Below are 25,992 nucleotides of genomic sequence, written 5' to 3'. Positions count from 1 at the left end.
TGAGCTTGTCAAATGATATTATTTATAGCTGGGGGTAACTCAACAAAATCAATATATTTGTTTCATATTTATACAAATCATGAATTGGATCTTACTTATTATAGCTGGTTTTTTTGAAGTAGGTTTTGCGACTTGTTTGGGCAAAGCCAAAGAAACTTCTGGTATGACATCTACTTTGTGGATGATAGGTTTTTTTATTGCACTTTCTATTAGTATGACTTTGTTATACAAAGCTTCCCAAACCTTGCCAATAGGCACCGCTTATGCTGTATGGACAGGAATTGGAGCAGTTGGCACAGTTCTGGTTGGTATTTTTATATTCAAAGAGCCCGCAACTTTCTGGAGGCTTTTTTTCTTGTTTACTTTGATATCGTCAATAATTGGGTTGAAATTTGTTTCGGCACATTAATGAAGTTGAACCCTTTTTAATCATTTCATATTTAATCTAAAATGGATAACGTAGAAGAAAACAATAACATCATATATGTGTTGCTGATAATTATACTGGTATTCATAGTGGTGCTTTGTTATCTTGTCTATCGATTGATAGAATCTGGCAAAGCCAAAAAAAGTGTTGAAGAGAAATTTGATTTGCTTGAAATGAAAGTAAATAATTTGCAGTTGGAAACATTGGAATCCAAACTCAATCCGCATCTTTTCAAGAATATTCTCAATTCGATTCAGTCACATGCCTACCAAACTTATTTTGCTTTGGATAAACTGGCTAATGTTTTGGATTATATTTTATATGAAAGCCAAAAAAAGTTTGTTTCTCCAAAAGAAGAAATTCAGTTTGCTTTAAATCTTATTGAAATTAACAAAATTAAAGTAAGTCCGCTTTTTGAGTTGAAAGTAAAAACTAAGATTAATGATGGAGAAAAGTTGTATGAACAGAATCTTCTGGCTCCTTTGATTTCGATTGATTTGATTGAAAATGCATTTAAACATGCCGATTTGCAAAGTGCTGATGCCTTTATTTCAATACTTTTTGAGTTTAAAGACAATTGTTTTTATTTGACTGTTTCCAATAAAATGTCGGAGAAAAAAGCCTTAAAAAAAGAAAGAAGCGGAATTGGCGCAACTACATTGGAACAACGATTGAAAATTATATACAAGAATCAGTTCAAATTGGATAAATTTGTCGAGAACGACATTTATATTGCGCATTTAAAAATCAATCTTCTTGAATACAAAAATCAAATGTTTACTGCTTGACGATGAATTACCGGGTTTGACTTACCTGAAAATGCTTTGCGAACAAATTCCGGAATTAGAAGTCATAAAGTCGTTTAACGATCCTCAAAAATTATTGGATGAAGTGCCCGACCTCGATTTTGATTTGTGTATTTCCGATATTGAAATGCCGGGGATTGATGGATTGACTTTGGCTAATTTACTCCAAAATAAATTAGTAATTTTCACTACCGCCTACAAAAATTACGCTGCTGAAGCTTTCAATATAGATGCAGTCGATTACGTCACTAAACCCGTTACCAAAGAGCGTCTGGAAAAAGCAGTTGCCAAAGCTTTGCAACGATTCCAAAAGCTGGAAAGTTCAAAGAAATTTATTCATTTGAATACAGATAAGGGGAAATCATTACTATATTTTAATCAGATTCAATACATCAAAACTGCATTGGTCGATAGTAGGGATAAGGAAGTTCATCTTACAGATGGCAGTGTTTTAATTCTTAAAAACATCAATTTCGCTTCGCTATTAAATCAGCTACCCAATGCTGATTTCTGCAGAGTCAATAAAAAAGGAATTATTGCAATAAAGGCTGTTCAATATTTCAATCATAATGAAATTACGCTCTCTATTCAAGGAAAAAGCGGTAAACCAATCGTATTAGTTTTGAGTGATACTTATCGAGATGATTTTTTGATGAAAGTGAAAATCTAACTTATTACAAAGTTTTCTACTCTTGTTACATTCCTTTAAAATTTGATTGGAATTCGTTTTATACCTCAAAAATCTGTTCTCATATTTGCATGGAAATTGAATTAATTTAAGAGTGCCGTATGAAGAATATTAAAAAATCTTTTTTTTATCTGACAATTATAGGTGGATTTTCGGGATTAATCTATTGGATTATTCTAAAAGGGAAAATGCTGGAATCTGGACGAAATATTGTCTCTCACCATGTAGAACATGGGCATTGGAATGATTTTCTGACAGCGATGATGCAAAATTTGCAACATCCGTTAGCCATTCTTTTGGCACAAATTGTAACAATAATTTTGGTTGCTCGTTTTTTCGGCTGGGTTTGCAGAAAAATTGGACAGCCAACCGTAATAGGTGAAATGATTGCGGGTATTGTTTTAGGTCCCTCTTTAATCGGGATGTATTTTCCTGAATTTTCGGCAATGCTGTTTCCAAAGGATTCGTTGGGCAATCTTCAGTTTTTGAGCCAAATAGGATTAATCCTTTTTATGTTTGTCATCGGTATGGAACTCGATTTGAAAGCGCTCAGAAACAAAGCGCACGATGCTGTAGTTATCAGCCATGCCAGTATCATAATTCCTTTTGCGCTAGGGTTAGCCTTGGCCTATTTTATCTATCATTCTTTTGCTCCTCAAGGGGTTGAGTTTATCTCTTTTGGATTATTCTTGGGGATTGCCATGAGCATAACTGCATTTCCTGTTTTGGCAGGGATAGTTCGGGAACGTGGAATTCACAAAACGAAATTGGGAGCAATTGTTATTACCTGTGCAGCTGCCGATGATATTACTGCGTGGTGTATTTTGGCAGCTGTAATTGCTATTGTAAAAGCGGGTTCATTTACGAGTTCATTATACGTTATTGTATTGGCGGTATTTTATGTACTGCTAATGTTGAAAGTGGTTCGTCCTTTTCTAAAAAAGGTTGGTGATTTGAGTTCAACAAGAGAAAGTCTGAGCAAACCTGTTGTCGCTATTTTCTTTCTGACTTTATTGCTGTCTTCTTACGTTACAGAATTAATAGGGATTCATGCATTGTTTGGAGCCTTCTTAGCAGGAGCAATTATGCCTGAAAATAATAAATTCCGGTCTATTTTTATCGAAAAAATAGAAGACGTTTCAGTGGTTGTGTTACTTCCTTTGTTTTTTGTATTTACGGGATTAAGAACTCAAATCGGATTGATTGATGACCCGCATTTGTGGAAAATTACAGGGATCATTATTTTGGTTGCTGTAGCAGGTAAGTTTTTTGGCAGTGCGCTTGCAGCAAAATTTGTCGGTCATACTTGGAAAGATAGTTTGTCTATTGGGACCTTGATGAATACGAGAGGTTTGATGGAATTGGTTGTGCTGAATATTGGGTATGATTTAGGCGTTTTGTCAACCGAAATTTTTACAATGATGGTCATCATGGCTTTGGTAACTACGTTTATGACTGGTCCCGCTTTGGATTTAATAAATTATGTTTTTAGAGACAAACCTACTATTATCCCAGAAGAAATAAGTAACAAAAGCAAATACAAAATTCTTATTTCTTTTGCTTCACCAGACAAAGGAAAAACGTTGCTAAAAGTAGCCAACAGTTTGGTTAAGAAACAAGGCGGGAATACAATTTTAACGGCAATGCATTTGTCATTAAGTTCAGAGTTGCATTCTTTTGACGTTAAAGATTATGAAAAGGAAACTTTTTTGCCTGTTCTTTCCGAATCAGAAAAGCTTAATCAAAAGATAGTAACTCTTTTTAAAGTCAGCAATGATATAGATTTTGAAATTGCCGAGACGGCTAATCAAGGGGATTATGATTTATTGTTGGTTGGTTTGGGACAATCTATTTTTGAAGGAACGTTGTTGGGGAAAGTGCTCGGCTTTACAACTCGAATTATTAATCCAGATCGTTTGATCGATAAAATTACGGGGAAAGAGGGCCTATTCGAAAACTCTCCTTTCGATGAAAGTACAAGGCAAATTATCGCTAATAGCAAAATGCCAGTTGGAATTCTTGTCGATAAAGAGTTGGAAGAAATAAATCGTGTGTTTATGCCAATTTTCAGCAAAGAAGATGGGTTTTTGATGGAGTTTGCACAAAAGTTGATACACAATAATGGTTCTCAAATTACTGTTTTGGATACAGATGGGCAAGTAAGAAACAGTAGAGAAATTCAGGAAAATGTTCGCTCGATTGAACAAATTGCTCCCAATCATATTATGATGATGCAGGAAAGAACAATTAAGAAAGAATTTTTGGAACAACAGGATTTAATGATTATTAGCCTAGAAAGCTGGAAAAAACTAATTGACTCTCACAGTACCTGGCTTAATAATACGCCATCGGTGCTAATTATTAAACCTTAAAAGTAACCGCAAAGCTCCCTGAGTTTTGCGGTTAATAATATAATGAATCAAGTGGATATTTTTTTAGAGGATATTTTCACCAATTAATCCTGGAAATGCCTTGTCAAAAATTTCAAGCAAAGCTTCCTTGTTCATAGGTTTTTGTTTAAAAGCTGAGATTTCTTGAATGGATTCTGCTTTGGCTCGGTCGGCCGGGTTGAAAGAACTGCTGAGCATCACAACAATGATATTCTCTTTGTTTTCCAGATTCAAATTTTTATAGGCTTCTATAAATTCCCACCCATCCATGACAGGCATATTGATGTCCAATAAAATTAGTTGAGGTCTCGGATATTCATTATCAACTGTCGATTCGAATTTTCCTTGTTGGCACAGGTAATCAATGGCTTCTTTGCCATTTAAAGCTACGTGGATATGTTCTGTTAAATCAGTTTTTTGTATGATTTTTCTATTAATAAAATTAGTAGCAAAATCATCGTCGACTAATAATACGCAATTTAGTTTTTTGTTCATTTGTGGCATTGTATGAGTTTTAATATTTTGTATTGTTAATTTAGTTCTACAGGTAAGGTCCATTTGAATGTACTTCCCTTGTTGTAATTGGATTCGACCCAAATCTTTCCATTATGGTGTTCTACGATTTTTTTGCAAAGCGATAATCCGATACCGATCCCTTGGTATTCATTGTGATTGTGCAGTCTTTTGAAAATCACGAATATTTTATCTTTATCTTGCTCTTCAATCCCGATTCCATTGTCTTGAATTGAAAAAAGCCAGTTGTTTTCCTCTTTTACTGCAGCTATTTTTATTTTTGGCTGTCGGTCTTTTTTTTGATATTTATTGGCATTACTGATTATATTTTGGAATAGTTGTCTTATTTCGGTAGTGTAACCTTCGATAACAGGTAGGTTCTCACATTCAATAAAGGCATTGCTTTTTTTTAGGATAACATCCATATCCGTAAGAACATTGGCAACAATTTCATTACAATCTATGCAGTTATTTTTTCTTTCTTTGCCGATTCGGGAGTAATCCAATAGTCCTTTTACCAATAACTGCATTCTTGCTGTGGAGCTGTTAATGAATTGTAAATATTGTTTTTGATCTTCGTCCAAATTTTCATTTAATTCCTCTTGAAGCATTTGTATACAATGGATTACTGTAATTAACGGTTCCTGTAAATCATGGGATGCTATGTAGGCAAACTGTTCTAATTCAGTATTTTGAAATTCTAGTTGTCGGTTTTTTGTCAGCAACTCCTTTTGAAAGGCTATACGGTCGTTAACGTTTCTCATGGATTTTTCTATGTAGATTGGCTCTCCATTCTCATCATATATTAAACGTGCATTTACTGAGAAAAACAGAATCTTTTCATTCCCATCTCTAAATCGGATATCGCAATCCCTAACTTGACCATCTTTTTTTAGTTTTTGCAATAAGGATTCTCTATCTTGGTTATCGTAATATAAATCAAAGACAGAATTGTCTAATGCAAACGAGCAAGGCTTATGGAAATTTTTTTCGAATGAGGGACTGACATCAAGGACCGTCCCGTCCATTGTTGTTCTGAAATAGACATCTTCAAAATTTTCAAAAATAGAACGGAATTTTGCCTCGCTTATCTTTAGTTTTTCCTCCATTAATCTTCGTTCGGTAATGTTTCTAAAAGAGCCGATTGCAAATTCGGGTTCTCCATTTGAATCAAAAATGATTTTGGCATTGATTGATACATAAAAAAGCTTACCATTTATAGTAATTTCATTATTGTGGTCAATAACTTTTTGTTCCGTTATTATTTTTTGTAACATCAATTGCATTTGATTCTTGTCGGAATAAATAATTGACATACTTTGACCAATTAGTTCTTCTCTTGTTATTCCATTAAAAGTGCTGCAAGACGGACTGACATCCAATATCTCTCCTGTTCTTATCGATGTTTTAAAAAAGACGTCCTGAACATTTTCAAATAAAATACGATAGGTTTCTTCACTTTTAAGGAGTTTTTCTTTAGCCAATTTTCTTTCCATAGATCTGGAAAGAATATCTGACAATGCTTCCAATAATTTGATTTCTTCTTCTAAAAAAATTGTTTCTTTTTTTAATTCTTTTGCATTGTAATAACCAATTTCAATAAAGCCGTATTCTTCTCCATTTACAAAAATATTTTGTTTGAGAGTCCAATCGTTTTGCTGATAATTGGCAGAAAAGAATTCTTCCTCACACATTTGGATTCGACAATTGGCAATTTCGGGAAATTGCAGTGCTTTTGGAATAATTTGAACGGAGGCCTCCAATTTTTTGGGTTTTGAAAGCGCTTTGTTGCTAATGATTTCCGAGATGTCATATAGACAACGGAGCTCTTTAATACGTTGATTAAGTGAAATGTTGTTTTTTTCTAACTGCATTTCTTTTAATTTTAATTCGGTGACATTGGTGACAATTGTGGTTGCTCCAATGATTTTACCTTCCTCATTTTTGATGGGTGATTTAGCAACATTCCAATATGCCCCTGTGGAATCTTTTTCTTCCGCAGAATAGGTGTTGCCTTTTAAAACATTATTAAATATGGAAATGATTTCTTCTTTTCGGCTTCTTCTTGGAATTAAATCAATATGATTGTCCCCGATTTTTATTTCGACTCCATATTCATTTTTCATATATTTTGAATGAGCCGAATTGAAACTTAGATAGTTTAAGTTGGTATTCAGAGAAAAAATACTGACTTCTTTTGGGCTTTCGACGGTTGCTTTGAGTATGTTTTTCTCCAGGTCTAAGTCTTGTTCGGTAATTTTTAATTTGTTCTCTTCGTTTTCCTTTTGTTCTAAAATTGACTTTAGAAATAGGACTGAGACCATATTTACAAATAGGAACAATTGTAACATGAAAAAATCTTTATTCCAACCAATAAAAGTAAAACCACACATCTGATGGCTGGTGCAATATATTGATATAATAGTAATGACTAAGGAGACTAGAGTGATAATTTTCATCCCAAAACGACACGCTGCCCATATCAGAAAAAAGAAAAGAATGGATTCGTTGTTTGCATGTGTTTCAAATATATATATAGTTGTAAAAAGAGTAAAAATAATTAGGATAAAGGCTTCCATTTTTTTAACTGCTGACCATCCAGTGAATTCTTTTGTGCGAAGTAACCAAGAAAGTACAAATGGGGTAAATATAATTGCACCCAAAACATTTCCCCTGAGCTTGTTACTCCAGATTAAAATGAAGTTATCGAGCGAGAAATAGGGAATGATTGTTAGAGTAATAAAACCAGTGCTAACACTTACAAAAGTTCCCAGTAAACTGGCCAAAGCAAAAAAAATGACATTTTTTTCATTGTCGAAAGGATATTTATTTTTGCACCACAATTTGGTCAAATAAGAGACGAGAAATACATTTATAGAGGCTATGATTGGCCTAACAATGCATAAAGCCAAAGGTTTAATAAGTTCTTTAAATGTTGTCGCATTTTGAAAATCACTTAGATATAAACTTATGGAAAATAGTAAACAGCCTATCGCTACACCTAAAATTACTTTTCTTCCTAAAAGTAGAGTTGTAGCTATTGCAAAACCAATCGCTGGAAAAAATGGAAGTATATTAATTTCGGTAACGAATATAAATAGGGATAATTTGGAAATTAGAAAATATAGTATAGCGGTACTGGCAACAATTTTGGTCGTCGAATTTAGAAACGTAGGAATGTTGTATTGTCCGATATTTATATTTTCAGCCATTTGTAAGTTCTTTTATTCTCTATTTTATTCAAAGTAATAATGTACAAATATATTAAGTATATGATTACTTTTTTATATCATAAGTGCATTTTATCGGGTTAATTTGCTTTTTATCGAAACAAATCTAGCTCCAAATTTTTTATAATGTGTAATTTTGTTCTTTTTGGACTTAAAAACAAGTGTTTTTTAACAATAAAGAAGTCTTTTTCCTATGTATTTATCCATTGCTGAAAATTTCATAATGTATTTGTAAGTTCCTTATTTTGAATGGATTGTTTGCAAAAAATGGGTAGGACAGGTCGATCCAAAAAATAATAATTTTGGATATTGGGTTTCGATTTTGCTTAGGGTAAATTTAAGAAGAGGATTTTGGGTTAAATTCCCAAATCAAGAATAAAAGTCAGTTTCACAGCAATATTGTCTTTGAAATTGCTTAAATGATTCGGTCCATAACGGTAATAACCACCAAGTCCCAATCCGTTAAAGATTTTATTGAGTTCAATGCCGGATTCAAAGAATCCTTTGTTCAAGGTTTTAAAGTCAAGTCCAATATGATTTTCTGGATTTTTCATATTTCCCCAAGCCATTCGAGTTACAAAATCAAGCGAAGGCTTTAGTTTATTAAAAATATAAATTCTGTTAAAACCATGTTTGAACTGAAAAGACATGTATTCACTAGAGAAAAACTCATTGAAATACATGGTTTCAAAACTGTTTCTACCCGCAAAGGTAATTCTCTTAAAAATCGTTTCTTTGTTTAAATTATTTGGTGAGTTGCTGTATAATTGAGGGAGTGGTAAATCACCAAAGGCTCGTCCGGCTTCAAATAACAAAAAAGTTCGCTGACCATTTAAATACTTGATTTGGTAATCGGCTTTAAAGTCAATTTTGGTATAAGTAAAATCATTGTTCAAAACATCGGGAAGTGATTGAGTCACCTGAAAAGTAAACTTTGGAAACCTTTTTTCGGTTTCAATTCTTCCTGTTGGGGTTTGCATATAATCACTGTATGGACTCCATTTCAAAGATATTGTTGCGGTTGTCATCGTGTAAGTCTTGTAGGACTTGCCATTCAGGTTGTAAGTATATTCGAATTGTGGGGTTACAAAAGTATTGGCAAGTGCGAAAACACTTTCCACTTTTGGAATGATTTTGGATTCTAATGCAATTCTCCAATGCTCATATCTATAAAAAGTGTTGAAATTGATCGAACGTGGATCATAGATTTTGAAAGCTTTTTTTTCGACAACATAGTCGGTACTTGCAATGTCTCTAAGGTCATCGGTATAGCTTATTCCAATCCAAGTATTGGAGAATTTATCTATTCTGGCTCCAATTCCTAAATTATACTTGAAATCATAATCTCTTAAACCATAAGCCGTGTAACCTTCGAGACGGTATTTTTTGGAAAAAAAATCATTGGTTATACCGCCAATTCCTAATCGTAATCCTTCATAATTATTATAACTTAATATTTTACGTAAATTAAAATCCCAAATCTTAAAAGGGAGGTATCCAGTTAAGATTTTACGGCCAAAATTGAGCCTGCTCTCTATTCTTTTTTTTATCGAAATACTGTCTAATGATAGATAGGTTTTCTCACTTCGGCTGTCCAAACTGTCTTTTCGGTATTCGACCCAAAAGCTTTCGGGTTTATTTATGGCATTCTCTTTAATCTCTACCTGAACTATTGGCTTTTTGATTGCTACGGGAGTGGAGTATTGAATGTCAAAATTTGTTGTTTGGGAAAGCAGATAGATATAATCAGATTCGACTCTTTTCCTGGGAGTTAAGTCTTCTTTTATGTCGCCATCAAATTGAATTGTTCCTCCCAATATTTTTATATCATCATCATTGGTTCCTTTTACAATTTTAAACTTGGTTGCGGTAGGAAACCACAAATATTTTTCTGGAATGAATTGAAATTCATGAATTCCACTGATATCTAGTATCCCTTTGATACGCATAATTGCTTTTGCAACAGCAAAATTAACTTGATCGATGTACAAAATCCCTTCAAGACCAGCGGCTCTTTTCTCTTTTTTGTTTTTAAAGTAAACCATATAAGTGTTTCGACCATTTATGACTACAGTGTCTAGTAGTTTGTAGTTATAATCATCCAAGGCATCATTTGCAATTGGACTTTTGTATTTGGTTTCGAAAAGCTCATATTTAGAATCGTATATGGAGTATGATTGAAGGTTGAAAGTGAGTATTTCGTAAACAGGTTGTTTGAATCCTGCCATTCTCGTTCCTAAAATGGTTTCTTTCAATCTTTTGCCGTCGAATTGATATTTTGATACTTTCTCAGTTTGAAACAAATGCTGTTTCTTGATGAGTTGTTTGAATTTGTAATCAGTTGAATCCAGTTTTTTTAGATAAGTTTCATACGAATTGGTTACAAACACAGAGTCTATAGTTCCATTAATGGAGTCTGGATTGGCAGTAACGATGAGTTTATTGTAGGATTTGAATTCAAAGCTTTTGAGTTTTTTCTGCGGATTGTTTTCTGCTTTGTTCTGAATGGTCTTTTTTATAATGGCCAATGCTGGATTTTCATTAGAAACTAAAACTTCTTTGAGCTGGTTTGCTTTTTCAACAAGATCTATTTTATAAAATAGCTTATTGTTTTCTATACTAATCGTATTTTTTAAATAACCAATATAAGAAACGGTTATGGATGTTATTTTGTTTTTGGATGAAATACTGAATTTTCCATCAACATCCGAAATGGTGTTGGAGCTGTCATTTGTAATGATAGAGGCAAATGGAAGTATTTTTTGGGTTGAAGCGTCTTTGACAATTCCATTTACTTGAAATTGCGCTTGAAGCGAAAGCGTAAAAAAGAAGAACAGTAAAAAAAAGTACTTCATAAAACGATTTGTTGCAAAATGTGTTCAATTACATTTTGTAATGGCAAAAATAACTATAAAAAAATCTGTCTTGTTCCTAAAAACGAGACAGATTTATTAATTGTAGAATCCAAAGATTAAACTTTCATGATTTCGGCTTCTTTTACTGCCAGAAGTTCATCAATTTTTTTGATAAATGAATTAGTTAAGTTTTGAACTTCTTCTTCTGCGCTTTTGCAAATGTCTTCCGAAGTTCCTTCTTTTTCTAATTTTTTGATATCCGAATTAGCGTCTTTTCGGGCATTTCTAACACCAATTTTGGCATCTTCCGCTTCAGACTTGGCTTGTTTGGCTAGTTCACGTCTGCGGTCTTCGGTAAGAGGTGGGACACTAATGATAATCATGTCTCCGTTATTCATTGGGTTGAATCCAAGATTGGCAACCATAATTGCTTTTTCAATAGGATGCAACATGTTTTTTTCAAAAGGTTGAAGCGTGATGGTTCTTGCATCAGGCACACTGATTTTTGATACTTGAGATAGTGGAGATGCCGATCCATAATAATCAACAAAAACACTTCCCAACATAGCAGGAGATGCTTTTCCGGCACGAATATTTAAAAAGGCTTTTTCTAAATGCTCGATAGAACCCGTCATAGATTCTTCTGTACTATCTAATATAAATTCAATTTCTTCTGTCATTTTTTTTAAGATTTCAGAGTTTAGACTTCAGTTTTCAGATTCTTGTACTGTCATCTGAAAACTGCCTACTGCTTTTTATATGTTTACTACGGTTCCTATATTTTTCCCTTCACAAATTTTCAATAGATTCCCTATTTTGTTCATGTCGAATACTACTATCGGTAATTTGTTTTCTTGGCTTAAAGTAAATGCGGTGGTATCCATTACATTTAATCCTTTTTTCAATACATCTTCAAAAGAGATGAAATCAAATTTTATTGCAGACTCATTTTTCTCTGGATCACAGTCATAAACACCATCTACACGAGTTCCTTTTAGAATCACATCAGCATTTATTTCGATACCACGTAAAACGGCAGCTGTATCTGTCGTGAAATATGGATTTCCGGTTCCTGCTCCAAAAATAACGATTCTTCCTTTTTCCAAGTGACGATCAGCTCTTCTTTTGATATAAGGTTCTGCGATTGATTCCATTTTTAAGGCAGTTTGCAAACGGGTTTTCATGCCTTTATCTTCAAGGGCACCTTGCAATGCCATTCCGTTGATAACTGTGGCCAGCATTCCCATATAATCTCCCTGTACTCTGTCCATCCCAGAACTGGCTCCTGCAACACCTCTAAAAATGTTTCCTCCACCAATTACTATAGCGATTTCAACTCCTTTTTCGTGAATTTGCTTGATTTCGTCGGCATATTCGGCCAATCGTTTTGGGTCAATTCCGTATTGTAAATCACCCATTAAAGCTTCACCACTCAATTTCAGAAGGATTCTTTTGTATTTCATCAGTCAGTTTTTGTTTTTTAAGGTCTCCCTTCGTTATCGAAAGTAAATTGCATCACTGATTGGGTTCAATGCTGTCAAATTTGTGCAAATATAGACATATTCTGTTTTTTTTGAAAATAGTGCTCCTTAAATATTTAAATTAAGTTTATTGGTGACTATTTCGTACTCTTATTTTGATACTAATGCGCTGAGAGTCTATGTTTTTATAAGTTTAAAGCTTTTTTTAGAAGTCAGAATATTATTTTTCGTTTTTCAAATAGGCTGTTTAAATCTTAGCAACTTATTAATTTTGCGTCTAGCGATGAGTTAAGTTTTTTATAAGTTTTTTTTGCCGATTCGTATCCAATATCGAAAATTGCTTCCATTTTGGATTTGCTGGTTTCGAATGTACTATAGAGTGATAAAGCTTCGGGTTCTATCAACCAGTCGCAATGATCAAATTTATGTATGCTGGAATTGGCCGAGAATAGATCAAAAGCTCTAGCGGTTACCGATTTGATGGAAGTTAAATCTTTGGCTTCTATTTTTTGGATTGGACTAACATAAACGCCAATTAAAGTGTCGCATTTCTCTTTTAAAATATCGGTTGGAAAATGATTGAGAATACCTCCGTCACTATACAGTTTTCCGTTAAATTCATAAGGAGACATTACTCCCGGAAATGATGATGAGGCTAAGATTGCATCTATTGTTTTGGTTTCGGGGCCAAATATTTTTGATTTTCCTTTAATCATATCGGTTGCGGTAATGTGAACAGGAATTTTAAGTTCAGACAAAGTAGTGTCTTTAAATATTTCATAGAAATATTCTTTGAATGACTCCGAATCAATTAGTCCAGCTTTGGAGAATGTAAAATGTTTCCAATGAAAAAAATATATGGATTTAAAGAATTCCAAAATAGCATCGGGCGATTTACCACTTCCGTATAAAGCAGCGACAATTGAACCAGCACTTGAACCTGCAATTTGGGTAGGAACGATATTTTTTTCTTCCAAAAATTTTAAAACGCCAGCATGTGCGATGCCTTTTGATCCACCGCCGGATAGTATTAAACCGATTGATTTTGATTTGCTGTCCATTTTATAAAAATATGCATTTTGTTTGTTACAAAGTGATTTTTATCACGTTTTTAAACAACGGGTATTGTTAATTTTGCTTCAAATAAATTTGTATAATGAAATGAGCATGTCGTCATTGGAAGTATACACCAATGAAGATGTGCCGTTTTATGAAACAAAGGGAAAAAGATTTAGTTATGAAAAGTTCAGTAGCGAAGGCCTTGTTTAATAGTTATACTTATCAAGAATACAAAAAAATCGTATCCGATTTGCTATCCGAAGGAAAGTCAACCGGAATCGAACAATCGGAAGATTTACTGCAATATAGTGTCTTAAACGAAATCCGTTTGAAACGTTTGGATAAAACAATAAGCGTTCCGGAGGATGTCAGTTCCAAATTAAAAGCACTTGAAAAAGAATATATTTGGATGGTCATCGCCGAAGGCTGGTGCGGGGATGCAGCCCAGATTTTGCCAATATTGAATAAAATGGCTTTAGAATCGGATAAGATAGATTTGAAAATTGTTTTACGTGATTTGAATGATGATTTAATGAATCAATTTTTGACTAATGGAGCCAGAGCCATTCCAAAACTCCTTATAATTGATAAAGAATTAGGTAAGGTTTGCAACCATTGGGGACCAAGACCAAAAGGTGCTTCGGATTTAATTAAAAACTACAAAGAAGAGTTTAGTATTGTAGATGAAGAGGCAAAAAGACAATTGCAACTGTGGTATTTACACGACAAAGGATTGTCTGTTCAAAACGAAGTTGTGGAGATGATGTATTCTATTGAGGAATGCGTTTGCGTCTAAAAAGAATTAAGTAATTTTAATTTTTAAAAATTACTCTTTTTTAGGATTTAAAGTTGCCTCAAAATCATTTACATCAATCGCATCTTTTACATTGTAATCGCCAATTTTCGTGCGTCGCAAAACCGTTAAATGCGATCCTGAATTCATTGCTTTTCCAAAATCATACGCCAAGGAGCGAATGTAAGTTCCTTTGCTGCAAACTACTCTAAAATCGACTTCAGGAAGTGCAATTCTTGTGATTTCAAATTCATGTATAGTAGTTTTTCTCGAGGCAATTTCTACCGTTTCCCCAGCTCGGGCATGTTCGTATAAACGTACACCGTCTTTTTTTATGGCCGAAAAAATAGGCGGTTTTTGATCAATTTCACCCAAAAACTGTTTTACGGTTTCGTGAATTAGAGATTCGTTGATATGATTTGTCGGGAAAGTTTTGTCAATTTCGGTTTCCAAATCATAGGATGGTGTAGTGGCTCCAATGTAGAACGTTCCAGTGTATTCTTTGGGTTGCCCTTGTAATTCGGCAATTTTTTTGGTGAATTTTCCAGTACAAACCAATAATAATCCAGAAGCCAAAGGATCCAAAGTTCCTGCGTGTCCAATCTTGAATTTTTTTGGCAATCCAGCTTTATTGATTAAGGCATATTTAAGTTTGTTTACCGCCTGAAAGGAAGTAAAATGCAAAGGTTTGTCAATTAAGAGAACTTGGCCGTTTAAAAAATCTTCGGTTGTCATTAAAGTACGGTCAAAGGATGAATGAAAAAGTGTATTGCCAATAATATGATTCCTGCAATAATTCGGTAATAACCAAAAACTTTAAATCCGTTTTTTGTCAAAAATCCGATGAAGCTTTTAATCGCCAAAAGGGCAACAATAAAAGCAACCACATTTCCTATAATTAAGAAATTGATTTGGTCGTCGTTCAAAACAAAACCATCTTTATAATAATCGTAACATTTTTTCACCGTTGCACCCAGCATTGTAGGAACCGCAAGGAAAAAAGAGAATTCTGCGGCAGATGTGCGAGATAGTTTCTGAGACATTCCGCCAACAATTGTCGCACCACTTCTGGAAACTCCAGGAATCATTGCAAGGCATTGGAACAAACCTATTTTTAAAGCTTGAAGATAAGTGATTTCTTGAGTCGTTTCGGAAGCTGTGGCACTGTTGAACCATTCATCTACTTTTAATAAAATGATTCCACCTATCAATAATGAAACGGCGACAGTCACTGGATTTTCGAGCAAAGCATCAATTTTTTTACTGAAAAGTAATCCGAAAACAACTGCGGGAATAAAAGCAACTAGTAATTTGAAATAAAAATCAAAGGATTGAAAAAAGCGTTTGAAATACAAAACTACCACTGAAAGGATTGCTCCCAATTGAATCACAATAGTAAAAAGTTTGGTAAAATCATCGTGTGCAATTCCAAAAAAAGAAGAGGCGATAATCATGTGGCCAGTCGAAGAAATCGGTAAAAACTCTGTAATTCCTTCTATAATGGCAAGAACGATAGCTTGTAATGTATTCATTTTGTGAAAGTTTTCAGTTTTCAGACTCGAGCGATAGCGAACTGGCGAAGCATTTCAGTTTCCAGACTGTTACTAACTGAACACTGAATACTGACGACTGCTTACTATTTTTTAGGGTTTTTAAGAATGGCATAAATGGTAATTCCAAATCCAATTAAAACGGTGGTTGGAGCCAAACGAATTCTGCGGAAATCAAATACAGAGTCGTTAAAAACATTAGGATCATCGCTTCCTCCACCAGACATTAGTATAAATCCCAATGCAATTACTCCAATTCCAATCAATAGAATTTTATAGTTTATTTTTTCAAAAAGGAATTCGTGTTTGTGTTCTTCGTTTTTCATTTTGTCATTGCGAGGGACGAAGCAATCTCATCCGCTGTTTTAAATTTATGTTTTATTACTGAAATCTGCAGTCTAAAATCTGCAATCTAAAATTAATAAAGATCGTCTGTTCTTAAATTCAAGAAACGTTGCGTTGCAAAATAAGTACTTAACCACGTGATTAAAACGCCAAGTCCAAATACGGCAACCAATACAAGTCCTATCAATAACTTGTCATCTAGGATGCCAAGGTCCGGAAAGCTGTTTTCAAGATAAATCAAAACACCTATTAAGGCAAGAATAGCAAGTCCTGCGCCAATCATTCCCAATTTTATGCTGCGCATTACAAAAGGCTTTCTGATAAAGGCTTTGGTTGCACCTACCATTTGCATGGTTTTGATGATAAATCGGTTGGAATATATCGACAAACGCAATGAGCTGTTGATTAAAAGTACTGCAATAAAAGTCAAGAAAGCACTAACAATTAAAATCCACATACTGACTTTTTTGATGTTGTCGTTTACTAAGTTGACCAATTGTTTGTCATAAACAATATCTGAAACCATTGCGTTTTTGCGTAAATGGGATTCGATTTTTGCTATACTGTCTCTTTCAACGTAATCGGCTTTTAAATGAATGTCGTATGAATTTTGCAAAGGATTTTCGCCCAAAAAGGTCACGAAATCTTCACCAATAATGTCAGTGTGTTCTTTTGCTGCCTGTTCTTTGGAAACGTAGACGAAAGTTTTAGAAAACTTGGTGGTTTTCAATTCTTGACCAAAAGCCTTAAGAATAGAGTCATTGGCTTCATTTTTGAAAAAAACAGTCATTGCTATTTTTTCTCTGAAATCATCGGCCAGTTTTTTGGAATTGATAATAAAAAATCCCAATATGCCTAGTAGAAATAATACTAAGAATACACTTAGCACTACTGAAAAATAAGAGGAAATTAACCTGCGCTTTTGAAACTTTTCAAAGGATGAACTCATAGTATATCTAAATTATGCGGTAAAAATAATAAACATATTCTTTAATTTGAAGTTAATAACTCCCAAAGTTTTAACTTTTGTGTAAATAACTCGCATTAGAGGTTGAATAGCTGAAGGTTGATTGGTTTTTACCGCCAATTCATGATATAACCTGAATGATTGGATTAAATGCTTTTGAGGCAACGAATACTTTTTGTCCAATTTTGAAATCCTTTATTTCGTCCTCGGAGGCTACCACTTTTACGATGTTATTACCAGAAAGTACTTGGACGACATAAATAATATCGCTTTTGATGATGCTGATTATTTCTCCCGTCAGCTTGAATTTACTGCTTATTTTTTCTTCCGAAAACACATTTACTGGTGTTCCTTCTTTGATGATTTTTCCTTTATCCAGAATAATGACTTTGTCCGAAAGCTTGAATATTTCAGGAATAGAATGGGTAATCATTAAAGTGGTCAGTTGATATTTTTGATGGATTTTCAAGATATAATCCTGAAGTTTAAACCGCATTTCATCATCAAGTGCCGAGAGCGGTTCGTCCAATAAGAGGATTTTCGGTTTGCGGACAATCGCCCTTGCCAAAGCTACACGCTGTTTTTGCCCACCGGATAAATTTTGAGGTTTGCTGTTCTGCAAAGACTGTAATTCCATCAGTTCAATCAATTCGGAAACTATTTTGCTGTTGTCATTTTTTTGCAAAGCAAATTCTAAATTTTCTTTTACGGTTAAATTAGGAAACAGTGCATAATCCTGAAAAACAAAACCAATAGAACGTTTTTGAACAGACAGATGAATTTTGTTTTGGGAGTCGTCCCAGATTTCATTGGCAACTTTGATCTGTGTTTTGTCGGCTTGGGTGAGTCCTGCCAATATTCTGAGCAGCGTTGTTTTTCCTGCTCCAGAATTTCCATAAATAGCAAGAAACTGTCCTTCCTCGATCGTAAAAGAAACATCCAGGGGCAATTCTCCATCTGCTGTTTGCAGCATTTTATAGGCATTAAACTGTATCATTAATAGAGAGTTGCTTTTCTTTTGTTATTGATTAAATGAACGGCCAGCAAAATTGAAAAAGAAAACACAAACAGTATTCCCCCGTAAACATTGGCATTATCGTAATTCATCGATTCAACTTCTTCGTAAATTGCAATGGAAACTACTTTGGTTTCTTTAGGGATGCTTCCCCCAACCATTAAGACAACGCCAAATTCGCCCACTGTATGCGCAAAGGTCATTATGATTCCAGTGAGCAACGAAGGTCGAATATTTGGAAGGATGATTTTTAGGATGGTTGAGAATCTTGATTTCCCCAAAATGAAAGAAGCCTCCTGCAAAGAAGCTGGCAGATTTTTTAAGCCCGACAGAATTGGGTTCACCATAAAAGGTAGGCTGTATAAAACGGAAGCCAGAATTAAACCTTGAAAAGTGAAAACCAACTGCAAATCAAAATAATCGGACAGGAATTTGCCAAAAGCATTTTCAGGACTAAAAGCAATCAAGAGATAGAACCCCAAAACTGACGGAGGCAGTACCAAAGGCAAACTGATGATGGCTTCGATTACAGCTTTGAATCGGAAACGACTATACGCGAGCCAATAACAAAACGGAATTGCCAGTAGTAAGAGAATAAGCGTTGTGATAAACGCCAATTTTGCCGTGAGCCATAATGGGGCGAAATCAATCATTGGGAGATAAGCTTATTTCGTTCGTTTTTATTAATGCGAATACCACATCGTTTTTTTCTAACTGCAATTGTTCGCAGGCATTGGTCGTTATTATGGATTCTATAATTGTTTCGCCAAAGTTCAATTTTATTTGACTGAGCAGAACGCCTTTTTTTATGGACTCAATGGTGCATTGTAATCGGTTTTGAATGCTGATGTTTGGATTGGAATCTTTGGAAATAATGACTTCGGTTTCCTTAAAAATGATTTTTACGGAATGGCCTGTTTCGAGATAAGAGGCTGTTTCCGGAGTGTCGAGAACAATTGAAGTGAAAATCGTGTCATTGGATTTTACTTTCACTAATGAAATTCCCTCGTGCGATTGAATTGCTGTTATATTTCCGTTTAATGTGTTCATTATTTCTTAGTTGAATAACCGTAATATTTTAAAATAGCGCCCGCTTTTTTTGAGGAAATAAAATTATAAAATTTAGCAGCGGTTGCATTTCCTTGTCCGTGTTTCAGAATTACACAGCCTTGTTTCAAAGGGGCGTGACTTTTTTCGGGGATGATGTAATATTTACCTTTCTCTTTCTGCATATTTGGGGTGAGAACGAGTGATAATGCAATGATTCCGATATCAGCGGCTCCAGTTGTGGCAAATTGTGCGGCTTGCGTGATGTTTTCGCCAAAAACCAATTTGCTTTTTACCTTATCATATACTTTGTAGAATTTCAAACTTTCTACGGCTTTTTCGCCATAAGGTGCTGTTGCTGGATTGGCAATGGCTATTTTAACGATGTTGGCATTCAAAAGGGTGTTCATCTTTTTGATGTTTGGATCTGTTTTTTTGCTCCAAAGGGCCAGTTTTCCTTTCGCGTACATTTTAACTTCTGATGCCGTTAGATTTTTTTTCTTGAGTTCGTTGGGATAATCCATATCGGCGGAAAAGAATAAATCGAAAGGAGCACCATTGGAAATTTGTTCAAATAATTTTCCCGAAGCACCATAAGTCACTTGTGCGTCAATCTTTGGGTTTTGGATTTTGAAAACGGTTGTTATGGAATCTAAAGCCACTTTTAGATTGGCGGCGGCGACAATGGTGATTTTTTGCTGGGCTTCGGCTGTTCCAAATGTTAATAGTATAAACGGCATTAGCATTGAGAACATTGATTTTTTAATAATCATACGTTTAGATTTAATTTTCATTGTATTCTGGTTAATATACCAAAATTTGTGGGCTAACTTTCACAATGGAATTCTATTTAATTGCCTCGTAGAGGCTTACTGTCTGTAGCAATGATTTGGTATTTGTTGAAAAGCTCCGTAGGAGCGGCCTGTTGATCATTGAATCCATTGAAATAAATATTTTTCATCATATTCAATTTCAAATTTTTCTAAAAACGAAATATATTCTTCTTTAAATGTTTGCTTTTTATGATGGTTTTCTTGATTTAGAATGTATTTTATCACATTATCGAGTTGACTTTTTGAATATGAAAATGCTCCATATCCTTCCTGCCAATTGAATTTTTCGTTAATCCATTTACTGTCATTAATGAATTTTGACGAACCCGCTTTTATATCCCTTACTAAATCTGAGATTGTGATACTTGGTTTTATTCCAATCAAAATATGAACATGGTCTGGCATTGCAAAAATAGCTAATAACTTTTGTTCTCGATTGGAAACAATACCTGTAATGAATTTATGCAATTCTTCGCGGTTTTCTTTTTTAATAAGGTTTTCACGTCCTTTTACAGCAAAAACAATTTGAATATAAATTTGTGAATAGGTATTTGCCATAGATTCTTTTTTTCAGGTCGCTCCTATGGAGCTAAAATTAAAACCGTTTATTTTTCTACAAACAGTAAACCTCTACGAGGTTTTTTTATCTATTTTAATAGTTGATTAAATGTTGTTTTAGGTTATAATCCAAATTTAATTTTAAAATTACAAGTATGTAAACTTTATTTAGTTCATCATTATTTCCTTGTAGAGGCATACTGATTGTAGTATTTAATAGGTATTTTGAGAAAAACTCCGAAGGAGTGACCAGTTTGTCATTGAATCCGTAGCGATGACAATTGTTTTATCCTAATCGATTTCAAATTGAATATAAATTTGTGAATAGGTATTTGTCATAAATTTTTTTTTCAGGTCGCTCCTATGGAGCTAAAATCAAAATTACTTATTTTTCAACAAACAGTTAACCTCTATGAGGTCTTATATTTGTTGAATTATAACTAATCTCAAATAAGAAACATACAATCAAAAATAAGTATTTTCACTTATATTTAGTGATTTATTTTTTTGTTTAAGAAATAACTTTGGCACATAGCACAATAAACGTAAATTTGCCAACTGAAAATTAAGAGAATAAAATCTTAGAAACTTAGCGACTCAGTAGCTTAGAAACTTGAAGAAATGACTTGAGTGTGCGAAAGCATGACTCCATTAAAAAAACAATATAAAAGGGGAATGAAATACAATCCGAACGAAATAGAAGCCAAATGGCAAAAATACTGGGCTGACAATAAAATTTTTGCAGCCAAAAACGATTCAGACAAACCAAAACATTATGTGTTGGATATGTTTCCGTATCCGTCTGGAGCGGGACTGCACGTGGGGCATCCGCTTGGCTACATCGCTTCGGATGTGTACTCTCGATACAAAAGGCACCAAGGTTTTAATGTATTGCACCCGATGGGGTACGACAGTTTTGGATTGCCGGCGGAGCAATATGCGATTCAGACTGGGCAACGTCCTGAGGACACTACTCGGGTAAATATTGACGGAGGCGTTGACAAAGAAGGGAAAGTGATTGCCGGTTACAGAAAGCAATTGGATAAAATAGGATTTTCATTTGATTGGGATCGTGAAGTGCGTACTTCGAATCCCGATTATTACAAGCATACACAATGGATTTTTATCCAATTGTTTAATTCTTGGTACAATAAAAACACTGACAAAGCAGAAGATATTTCGACTTTGGTTTCGGTTTTTTCTACAGAAGGAAATGCGAATGTAAATGCAGTTTGTGACGATAATATTGAATCGTTTTCGGCCAATGAATGGAACGCTTTCGCAAAAGAACAGCAGGAGAAAATCTTGTTGCAATACCGATTGACATATTTGGCGGAGACCGAAGTGAACTGGTGTCCGGGATTGGGAACGGTTTTGGCAAATGACGAAATCGTAAACGGTGTTTCGGAGCGTGGCGGATATCCTGTGATACGTAAAAAAATGACACAATGGAGTATGCGAATTTCGGCTTATGCGGAACGTTTGCTGCAAGGTTTGAACGACATTGACTGGAGCGAAAGCATCAAGGAAAGCCAAAGAAACTGGATTGGAAAATCCGTAGGGGCGATGGTGGATTTCAATGTGGTACCAACAACCAACGACCAACAATCAGCGACTATTTCAGTGTTCACCACTAGACCTGATACGATTTTTGGAGTAACGTTTATGACTTTGGCGCCGGAACACGAATTGGTTGCACAAATTACGACTGCTGAACAAAAAGCGGAAGTAGAAGCCTATATCGAAAAAACGGCCAAGCGTTCCGAAAGAGAGCGTATGGCGGATGTGAAAACTATTTCGGGTGTGTTTACGGGAGCTTTTGCTGAGCATCCATTTACTAAAGAACCAATTCCGGTTTGGATTGGGGATTATGTTTTGGCAGGTTACGGAACAGGCGCTGTTATGGCGGTTCCTTGTGGAGATGAAAGAGATTATGCTTTTGCGAATTTCTTCAAAGGGCAAAAAGGAATGCAGGAAATCAAAAACATTTTTGCGAATGTGGATATTTCGGAAGCAGCTTTTGGATCTAAAGACAATGTGGAAATTGCCAATTCGGATTTCTTAAATGGATTGAATTACAAAGAGGCGACAAAAAAGATAATCGAAGAGTTAGAAAAAATAGGTCAAGGAAAAGGGAAAATCAATTACCGTTTGCGTGATGCGGTTTTCTCCCGTCAAAGGTATTGGGGAGAGCCTTTCCCTGTGTATTATGTGAATGGCTTGCCACAAATGATTGATGCGCAGCATTTGCCTATCATCTTGCCCGAAGTGGAGAAATACTTACCAACTGAAGACGGATTGCCTCCATTGGGGAACGCTGGTGTTTGGGCTTGGGACAGCGTAAATAATAAAGTGGTTGAAACGAGTTTGGTTGATAATGCTACTATTTTTCCATTAGAATTGAATACTATGCCGGGTTGGGCGGGAAGTTCTTGGTATTGGATGCGTTACATGGATGCGCACAACGAGAACGAATTTGCCAGTAAGGAAGCTTTGGCATATTGGGAAAGTGTGGATTTATACATTGGCGGAAGCGAACACGCAACTGGCCACTTATTGTATTCTCGTTTTTGGAACAAATTTCTTAAAGACAAAGGTTTTGCACCAACCGAAGAACCATTCAAGAAACTGATTAATCAAGGGATGATTTTGGGGACTAGTGCTTATGTTAGGAAGGTCACTCAAATTTTTATAACATGTCAAAACATTGGATTGAATTTCCATCCTTTTAAATTGTCTAATCCGATTTGTATTTCTGAAGATGATATTGAATTAAATTCTGAAACTGATTTAGTTTTAAGAAGATTGCTAGTAAATTCTATTAATGATGAAAAGACGAAAGAAGTTTTAAATGGAATTGATATAAAAGATATTGATGTTAAAAAGGATTCTTCTCCTTTGCGAATTAATGTAAATTATGTTAATTCATCAGATGAATTGCAAATTGCTGACTTTAAAACTTCAACGCTATATAGTTCTAATTTTGAAAATGCAATATTTTTTGAAATTAATAATAAATTTAAAGTTCGTCGTGAGGTCGAAAAAATGTCGAAATCTTATTACAATGTTGTAACTCCAGATGATATTTGTAATGAATATGGAGCCGATACTTTGCGTTTGTATGAAATGTTCTTAGGGCCATTGGAACAAGCCAAGCCTTGGAACACAGCAGGAATTTCGGGAGTTTTTGGATTCTTGAAAAAATTATGTCGTTTGTATTTTGACGAAAATGGTTTGATTGTTACCAATGACGAACCAACGAAAGACAACTTAAAATCATTGCACAAAACCATCAAGAAAGTCGCTGAGGATATCGAGAATTTCTCTTTCAATACTTCGGTTTCACAGTTTATGATTTGTGTGAATGAATTGTCAACTCAAAATTGTCATTCTCGTGCTATTTTGGAGCCATTGGCAATTGTGATTTCGCCTTATGCACCACATATTGCCGAGGAATTATGGTCATTGCTAGGAAATACCGGTTCAATTGCAAAGGTTCCGTTCCCAGTATTTGAACCGGCTCATTTGGTAGAAAGCGATAAAGAATATCCGGTGTCTTTTAATGGAAAAATGCGTTTCACAATCAATTTGCCTTTGGATTTAACCAAAGAACAAATCGAGGAAATCGTAATGAAAGACGAAAGAACCATCAAACAATTGGACGGTAAAACACCAAACAAGGTGATTATTGTTCCAGGGAAAATCATCAATTTGGTGGGGTAAAAGAAAATCAAATTCTAAATTTTAAAAGATTCCAAATTCCAATTTTACAATTGGGGTTTGGGATTTTTTCGTTCCGGAATAATTTAACAAGAGTTTACAAGTGACAAGATGACATTTTGTTAATTTTGGTTTGTAATTTGATGTTTATTTAGAAACAGAAAATAAAAAAAACAAAATATGGGACTAAGTTATTTAATTCTTGCTGGAGGTATTATGCTGGCAAGTTGGTTAGTGAGTTCTACGCTAAAGAGTAAATTTGAATTTTATTCGAAACTGCATTTGCAAAACGGAATGTCTGGTCGTGAAATCGCCGAGAAAATGCTTGCAGATCACGGAATTCGTGATGTAAGGGTAATTTCGGTTGAGGGACAATTGACCGACCATTACAATCCAACAGATAAAACGGTTAATTTAAGCGAAGCGGTTTATAACCAACGGAATGCCGCCGCCGCCGCCGTTGCAGCACACGAATGTGGGCATGCGGTACAACATGCCACAGCTTATAGTATGCTGACATTGCGTTCTCAGTTGGTTCCAATTGTCAATGTGGCTTCGTCCTATATGCAATGGATTTTATTGGCGGGAATCTTGATGTTGCGTACTTTTCCGCAATTGCTATTGGTTGGAATTGTGATTTTTGCCGCAACGACTTTGTTTTCAATTGTTACTTTGCCAGTAGAATATGATGCGAGTAAGAGGGCTTTAGTTTGGTTGGAGAATAAAAACATGTTAACTCGAGAAGAGCAGGCAGGTGCAAAAGATTCTTTAAAATGGGCCGCTAGAACCTATGTAGTGGCTGCATTGGGTTCTATTGCTACTTTACTGTATTATATCTCGATTTTTAATAATAGAAGATAAGAAAGTATAAATTAAAAAAAATCCAAATCCCAATCGTAAAATTGGAATTTGGATTTTTTTATTGTTATTGAAATTGCAAATGTTATTGCCATTTCATTGGTGTCTATTTTCCTTTATTCGCTTCGGCTATATATTTTTCTAAAGCCATTGTCATCGATGGAGTTCCTGGTGTTGGAGCCATAATGTCTATGCGTAATCCGTGATCCAAAGCTTCTTTTTGAGTGGTGCTTCCAAAAACGGCTATTCGAGTATTGTTTTGTTCAAAATCTGGAAAGTTTTTATATAAAGATTTAATTCCGGTTGGGCTAAAGAAAGCCAAAACGTCGTAATAAACATCAGCCAAATCAGACAAGTCGCTCATAACCGTTTTGTAAAAAGTGGCTGGAGTCCAGTCAACTTTCAAAGCGTTTAATGTTACGGGAATGTCGGCGTTCAATTGGTCAGATGCCGGTAATAAGAATTTCTCGTCTTTATATTTTTTGATTAAAGGCGACAAATCAGCAAAATCTTTAGGGCCTACATAAATTTTACGTTTTCTGTATACTACGTATTTTTGCAGGTAAAATGCAATTGCTTCCGATTGACAGAAGTATTTTAATCCTTCAGGAACTTTATAGCGCATTTCGTCTGCCACTCTAAAAAAGTGATCCACACCATTTTTGCTTGTTAATATAATAGCAGTGTAGTTATTAAGATCGATTTTCTGAAGTCTAATCTCTTTTGCGCTTACCCCTTCTACATGAATAAAAGGTCTGAAATCAATTTTTACTTTATGCTTTTGTTGCAGCTCAAAGTATGGAGAATTTTCCACTTTAGGTTCTGGTTGTGATACCAAAATTGTTTTCACTTTCATA

At 34.7% G+C, this 25,992-nt stretch carries 23 protein-coding genes; 7 read left to right on the top strand and 16 right to left on the bottom strand.

What is annotated here, in order from left to right:
• Positions 1-79: 79 nt before the first annotated feature.
• From C8C85_RS06445 to C8C85_RS06430, 4 genes are all read left to right on the top strand, one after another.
• A complete protein-coding gene (locus C8C85_RS06445; RefSeq protein WP_116796333.1) occupies positions 80-409 on the top strand; it encodes a DMT family transporter in 330 nt (109 codons plus the stop codon).
• A gap of 41 nt (positions 410-450) precedes the next feature.
• Complete coding sequence (locus tag C8C85_RS06440; protein WP_173503404.1) at positions 451-1,215, top strand: sensor histidine kinase; 765 nt, start codon at positions 451-453, stop codon at positions 1,213-1,215.
• Positions 1,184-1,903, top strand: coding sequence for a LytR/AlgR family response regulator transcription factor (locus C8C85_RS06435; RefSeq protein ID WP_116796332.1), 720 nt, complete (start codon positions 1,184-1,186; stop codon positions 1,901-1,903). Before C8C85_RS06440 ends, C8C85_RS06435 begins: the two co-directional genes overlap by 32 nt.
• A 119-nt stretch (positions 1,904-2,022) precedes the next feature.
• Positions 2,023-4,293 carry a cation:proton antiporter gene (locus tag C8C85_RS06430; protein ID WP_116796331.1) on the top strand — a complete coding sequence of 757 codons (2,271 nt, stop codon included), beginning with the start codon at positions 2,023-2,025 and terminating at the stop codon, positions 4,291-4,293.
• A gap of 63 nt (positions 4,294-4,356) precedes the next feature.
• On the opposite strand, the gene C8C85_RS06425 is transcribed toward C8C85_RS06430, so the two are convergent.
• The 6 genes from C8C85_RS06425 to C8C85_RS06400 all read right to left on the bottom strand — a co-directional run bounded on the left by C8C85_RS06425 (position 4,357) and on the right by C8C85_RS06400 (position 13,451).
• Complete coding sequence (locus C8C85_RS06425) at positions 4,357-4,806, bottom strand: response regulator (protein ID WP_116798406.1); 450 nt, start codon at positions 4,804-4,806, stop codon at positions 4,357-4,359.
• A 35-nt stretch (positions 4,807-4,841) separates the two neighbouring features.
• Positions 4,842-8,036: a PAS domain S-box protein gene (locus tag C8C85_RS06420; protein WP_116796330.1), complete on the bottom strand. Its 3,195-nt coding sequence runs from the start codon at positions 8,034-8,036 to the stop codon at positions 4,842-4,844.
• Between the two features lie 374 nt (positions 8,037-8,410).
• A complete protein-coding gene (locus tag C8C85_RS06415) occupies positions 8,411-10,909 on the bottom strand; it encodes a DUF5686 family protein (protein ID WP_116796329.1) in 2,499 nt (832 codons plus the stop codon).
• A gap of 116 nt (positions 10,910-11,025) precedes the next feature.
• Positions 11,026-11,589 (bottom strand): ribosome recycling factor, encoded by a 564-nt coding sequence (gene frr / locus C8C85_RS06410; RefSeq protein WP_116796328.1) that lies wholly within the window; start codon positions 11,587-11,589, stop codon positions 11,026-11,028.
• A 75-nt stretch (positions 11,590-11,664) separates the two neighbouring features.
• Positions 11,665-12,372 (bottom strand): UMP kinase, encoded by a 708-nt coding sequence (gene pyrH / locus C8C85_RS06405; protein ID WP_116796327.1) that lies wholly within the window; start codon positions 12,370-12,372, stop codon positions 11,665-11,667.
• A gap of 272 nt (positions 12,373-12,644) precedes the next feature.
• Entirely contained in the window at positions 12,645-13,451 is an 807-nt protein-coding gene (locus C8C85_RS06400; RefSeq protein ID WP_116796326.1) for a patatin-like phospholipase family protein, read from the bottom strand.
• A 176-nt stretch (positions 13,452-13,627) separates the two neighbouring features.
• Between C8C85_RS06400 and C8C85_RS06395 the strand changes: the two genes are divergently transcribed.
• Positions 13,628-14,245 (top strand): thioredoxin family protein, encoded by a 618-nt coding sequence (locus C8C85_RS06395; RefSeq protein WP_116798405.1) that lies wholly within the window; start codon positions 13,628-13,630, stop codon positions 14,243-14,245.
• 30 nt (positions 14,246-14,275) lie between these two features.
• On the opposite strand, the gene truB is transcribed toward C8C85_RS06395, so the two are convergent.
• The 9 genes from truB to tnpA all read right to left on the bottom strand — a co-directional run bounded on the left by truB (position 14,276) and on the right by tnpA (position 20,557).
• A complete protein-coding gene (gene truB, locus C8C85_RS06390; RefSeq protein ID WP_116796325.1) occupies positions 14,276-14,977 on the bottom strand; it encodes a tRNA pseudouridine(55) synthase TruB in 702 nt (233 codons plus the stop codon).
• On the bottom strand, positions 14,977-15,774 hold the full coding sequence (locus tag C8C85_RS06385; RefSeq protein ID WP_116796324.1) for an undecaprenyl-diphosphate phosphatase: 798 nt from the start codon (positions 15,772-15,774) through the stop codon (positions 14,977-14,979). Before C8C85_RS06385 ends, truB begins: the two co-directional genes overlap by 1 nt.
• A 104-nt stretch (positions 15,775-15,878) precedes the next feature.
• Positions 15,879-16,118 carry a DUF3098 domain-containing protein gene (locus tag C8C85_RS06380; protein WP_116796323.1) on the bottom strand — a complete coding sequence of 80 codons (240 nt, stop codon included), beginning with the start codon at positions 16,116-16,118 and terminating at the stop codon, positions 15,879-15,881.
• Positions 16,119-16,210: 92 nt separating this feature from the next.
• Positions 16,211-17,086, bottom strand: a complete 876-nt coding sequence (locus C8C85_RS06375; RefSeq protein ID WP_116796322.1) for a cell division protein FtsX — start codon at positions 17,084-17,086, stop codon at positions 16,211-16,213.
• A gap of 139 nt (positions 17,087-17,225) precedes the next feature.
• Complete coding sequence (locus C8C85_RS06370) at positions 17,226-18,077, bottom strand: sulfate/molybdate ABC transporter ATP-binding protein (protein WP_243412078.1); 852 nt, start codon at positions 18,075-18,077, stop codon at positions 17,226-17,228.
• Between the two features lie 23 nt (positions 18,078-18,100).
• On the bottom strand, positions 18,101-18,772 hold the full coding sequence (gene modB, locus C8C85_RS06365; protein WP_116796320.1) for a molybdate ABC transporter permease subunit: 672 nt from the start codon (positions 18,770-18,772) through the stop codon (positions 18,101-18,103).
• Complete coding sequence (locus tag C8C85_RS06360; protein ID WP_116796319.1) at positions 18,765-19,169, bottom strand: molybdopterin-binding protein; 405 nt, start codon at positions 19,167-19,169, stop codon at positions 18,765-18,767. The genes modB and C8C85_RS06360 overlap by 8 nt, the downstream gene beginning before the upstream one ends.
• Positions 19,169-19,960, bottom strand: a complete 792-nt coding sequence (modA, locus tag C8C85_RS06355) for a molybdate ABC transporter substrate-binding protein (protein ID WP_207786924.1) — start codon at positions 19,958-19,960, stop codon at positions 19,169-19,171. The genes C8C85_RS06360 and modA overlap by 1 nt, the downstream gene beginning before the upstream one ends.
• A 135-nt stretch (positions 19,961-20,095) precedes the next feature.
• Positions 20,096-20,557, bottom strand: a complete 462-nt coding sequence (gene tnpA, locus C8C85_RS06350; protein WP_116796318.1) for an IS200/IS605 family transposase — start codon at positions 20,555-20,557, stop codon at positions 20,096-20,098.
• A 675-nt stretch (positions 20,558-21,232) separates the two neighbouring features.
• On the opposite strand from tnpA, the gene C8C85_RS06345 reads away from it, so the two are divergent.
• A complete protein-coding gene (locus C8C85_RS06345; protein ID WP_116798403.1) occupies positions 21,233-24,280 on the top strand; it encodes a leucine--tRNA ligase in 3,048 nt (1,015 codons plus the stop codon).
• Between the two features lie 177 nt (positions 24,281-24,457).
• Positions 24,458-25,138 (top strand): zinc metallopeptidase, encoded by a 681-nt coding sequence (locus tag C8C85_RS06340; RefSeq protein WP_116796317.1) that lies wholly within the window; start codon positions 24,458-24,460, stop codon positions 25,136-25,138.
• 103 nt (positions 25,139-25,241) lie between these two features.
• Here C8C85_RS06340 and C8C85_RS06335 read toward each other — a convergent pair whose 3' ends face one another.
• A complete protein-coding gene (locus tag C8C85_RS06335) occupies positions 25,242-25,991 on the bottom strand; it encodes a uroporphyrinogen-III synthase (RefSeq protein WP_077378154.1) in 750 nt (249 codons plus the stop codon).
• Between the last annotated feature and the right edge of the window lies 1 nt (position 25,992).

The sequence above is a fragment of the Flavobacterium sp. 103 genome (genome assembly GCF_003096795.1).
GTDB lineage: Bacteria > Bacteroidota > Bacteroidia > Flavobacteriales > Flavobacteriaceae > Flavobacterium.
Note: the sequence above shows the minus strand (reverse complement) of the source record. Positions and strands in the feature narration are given on the sequence as shown.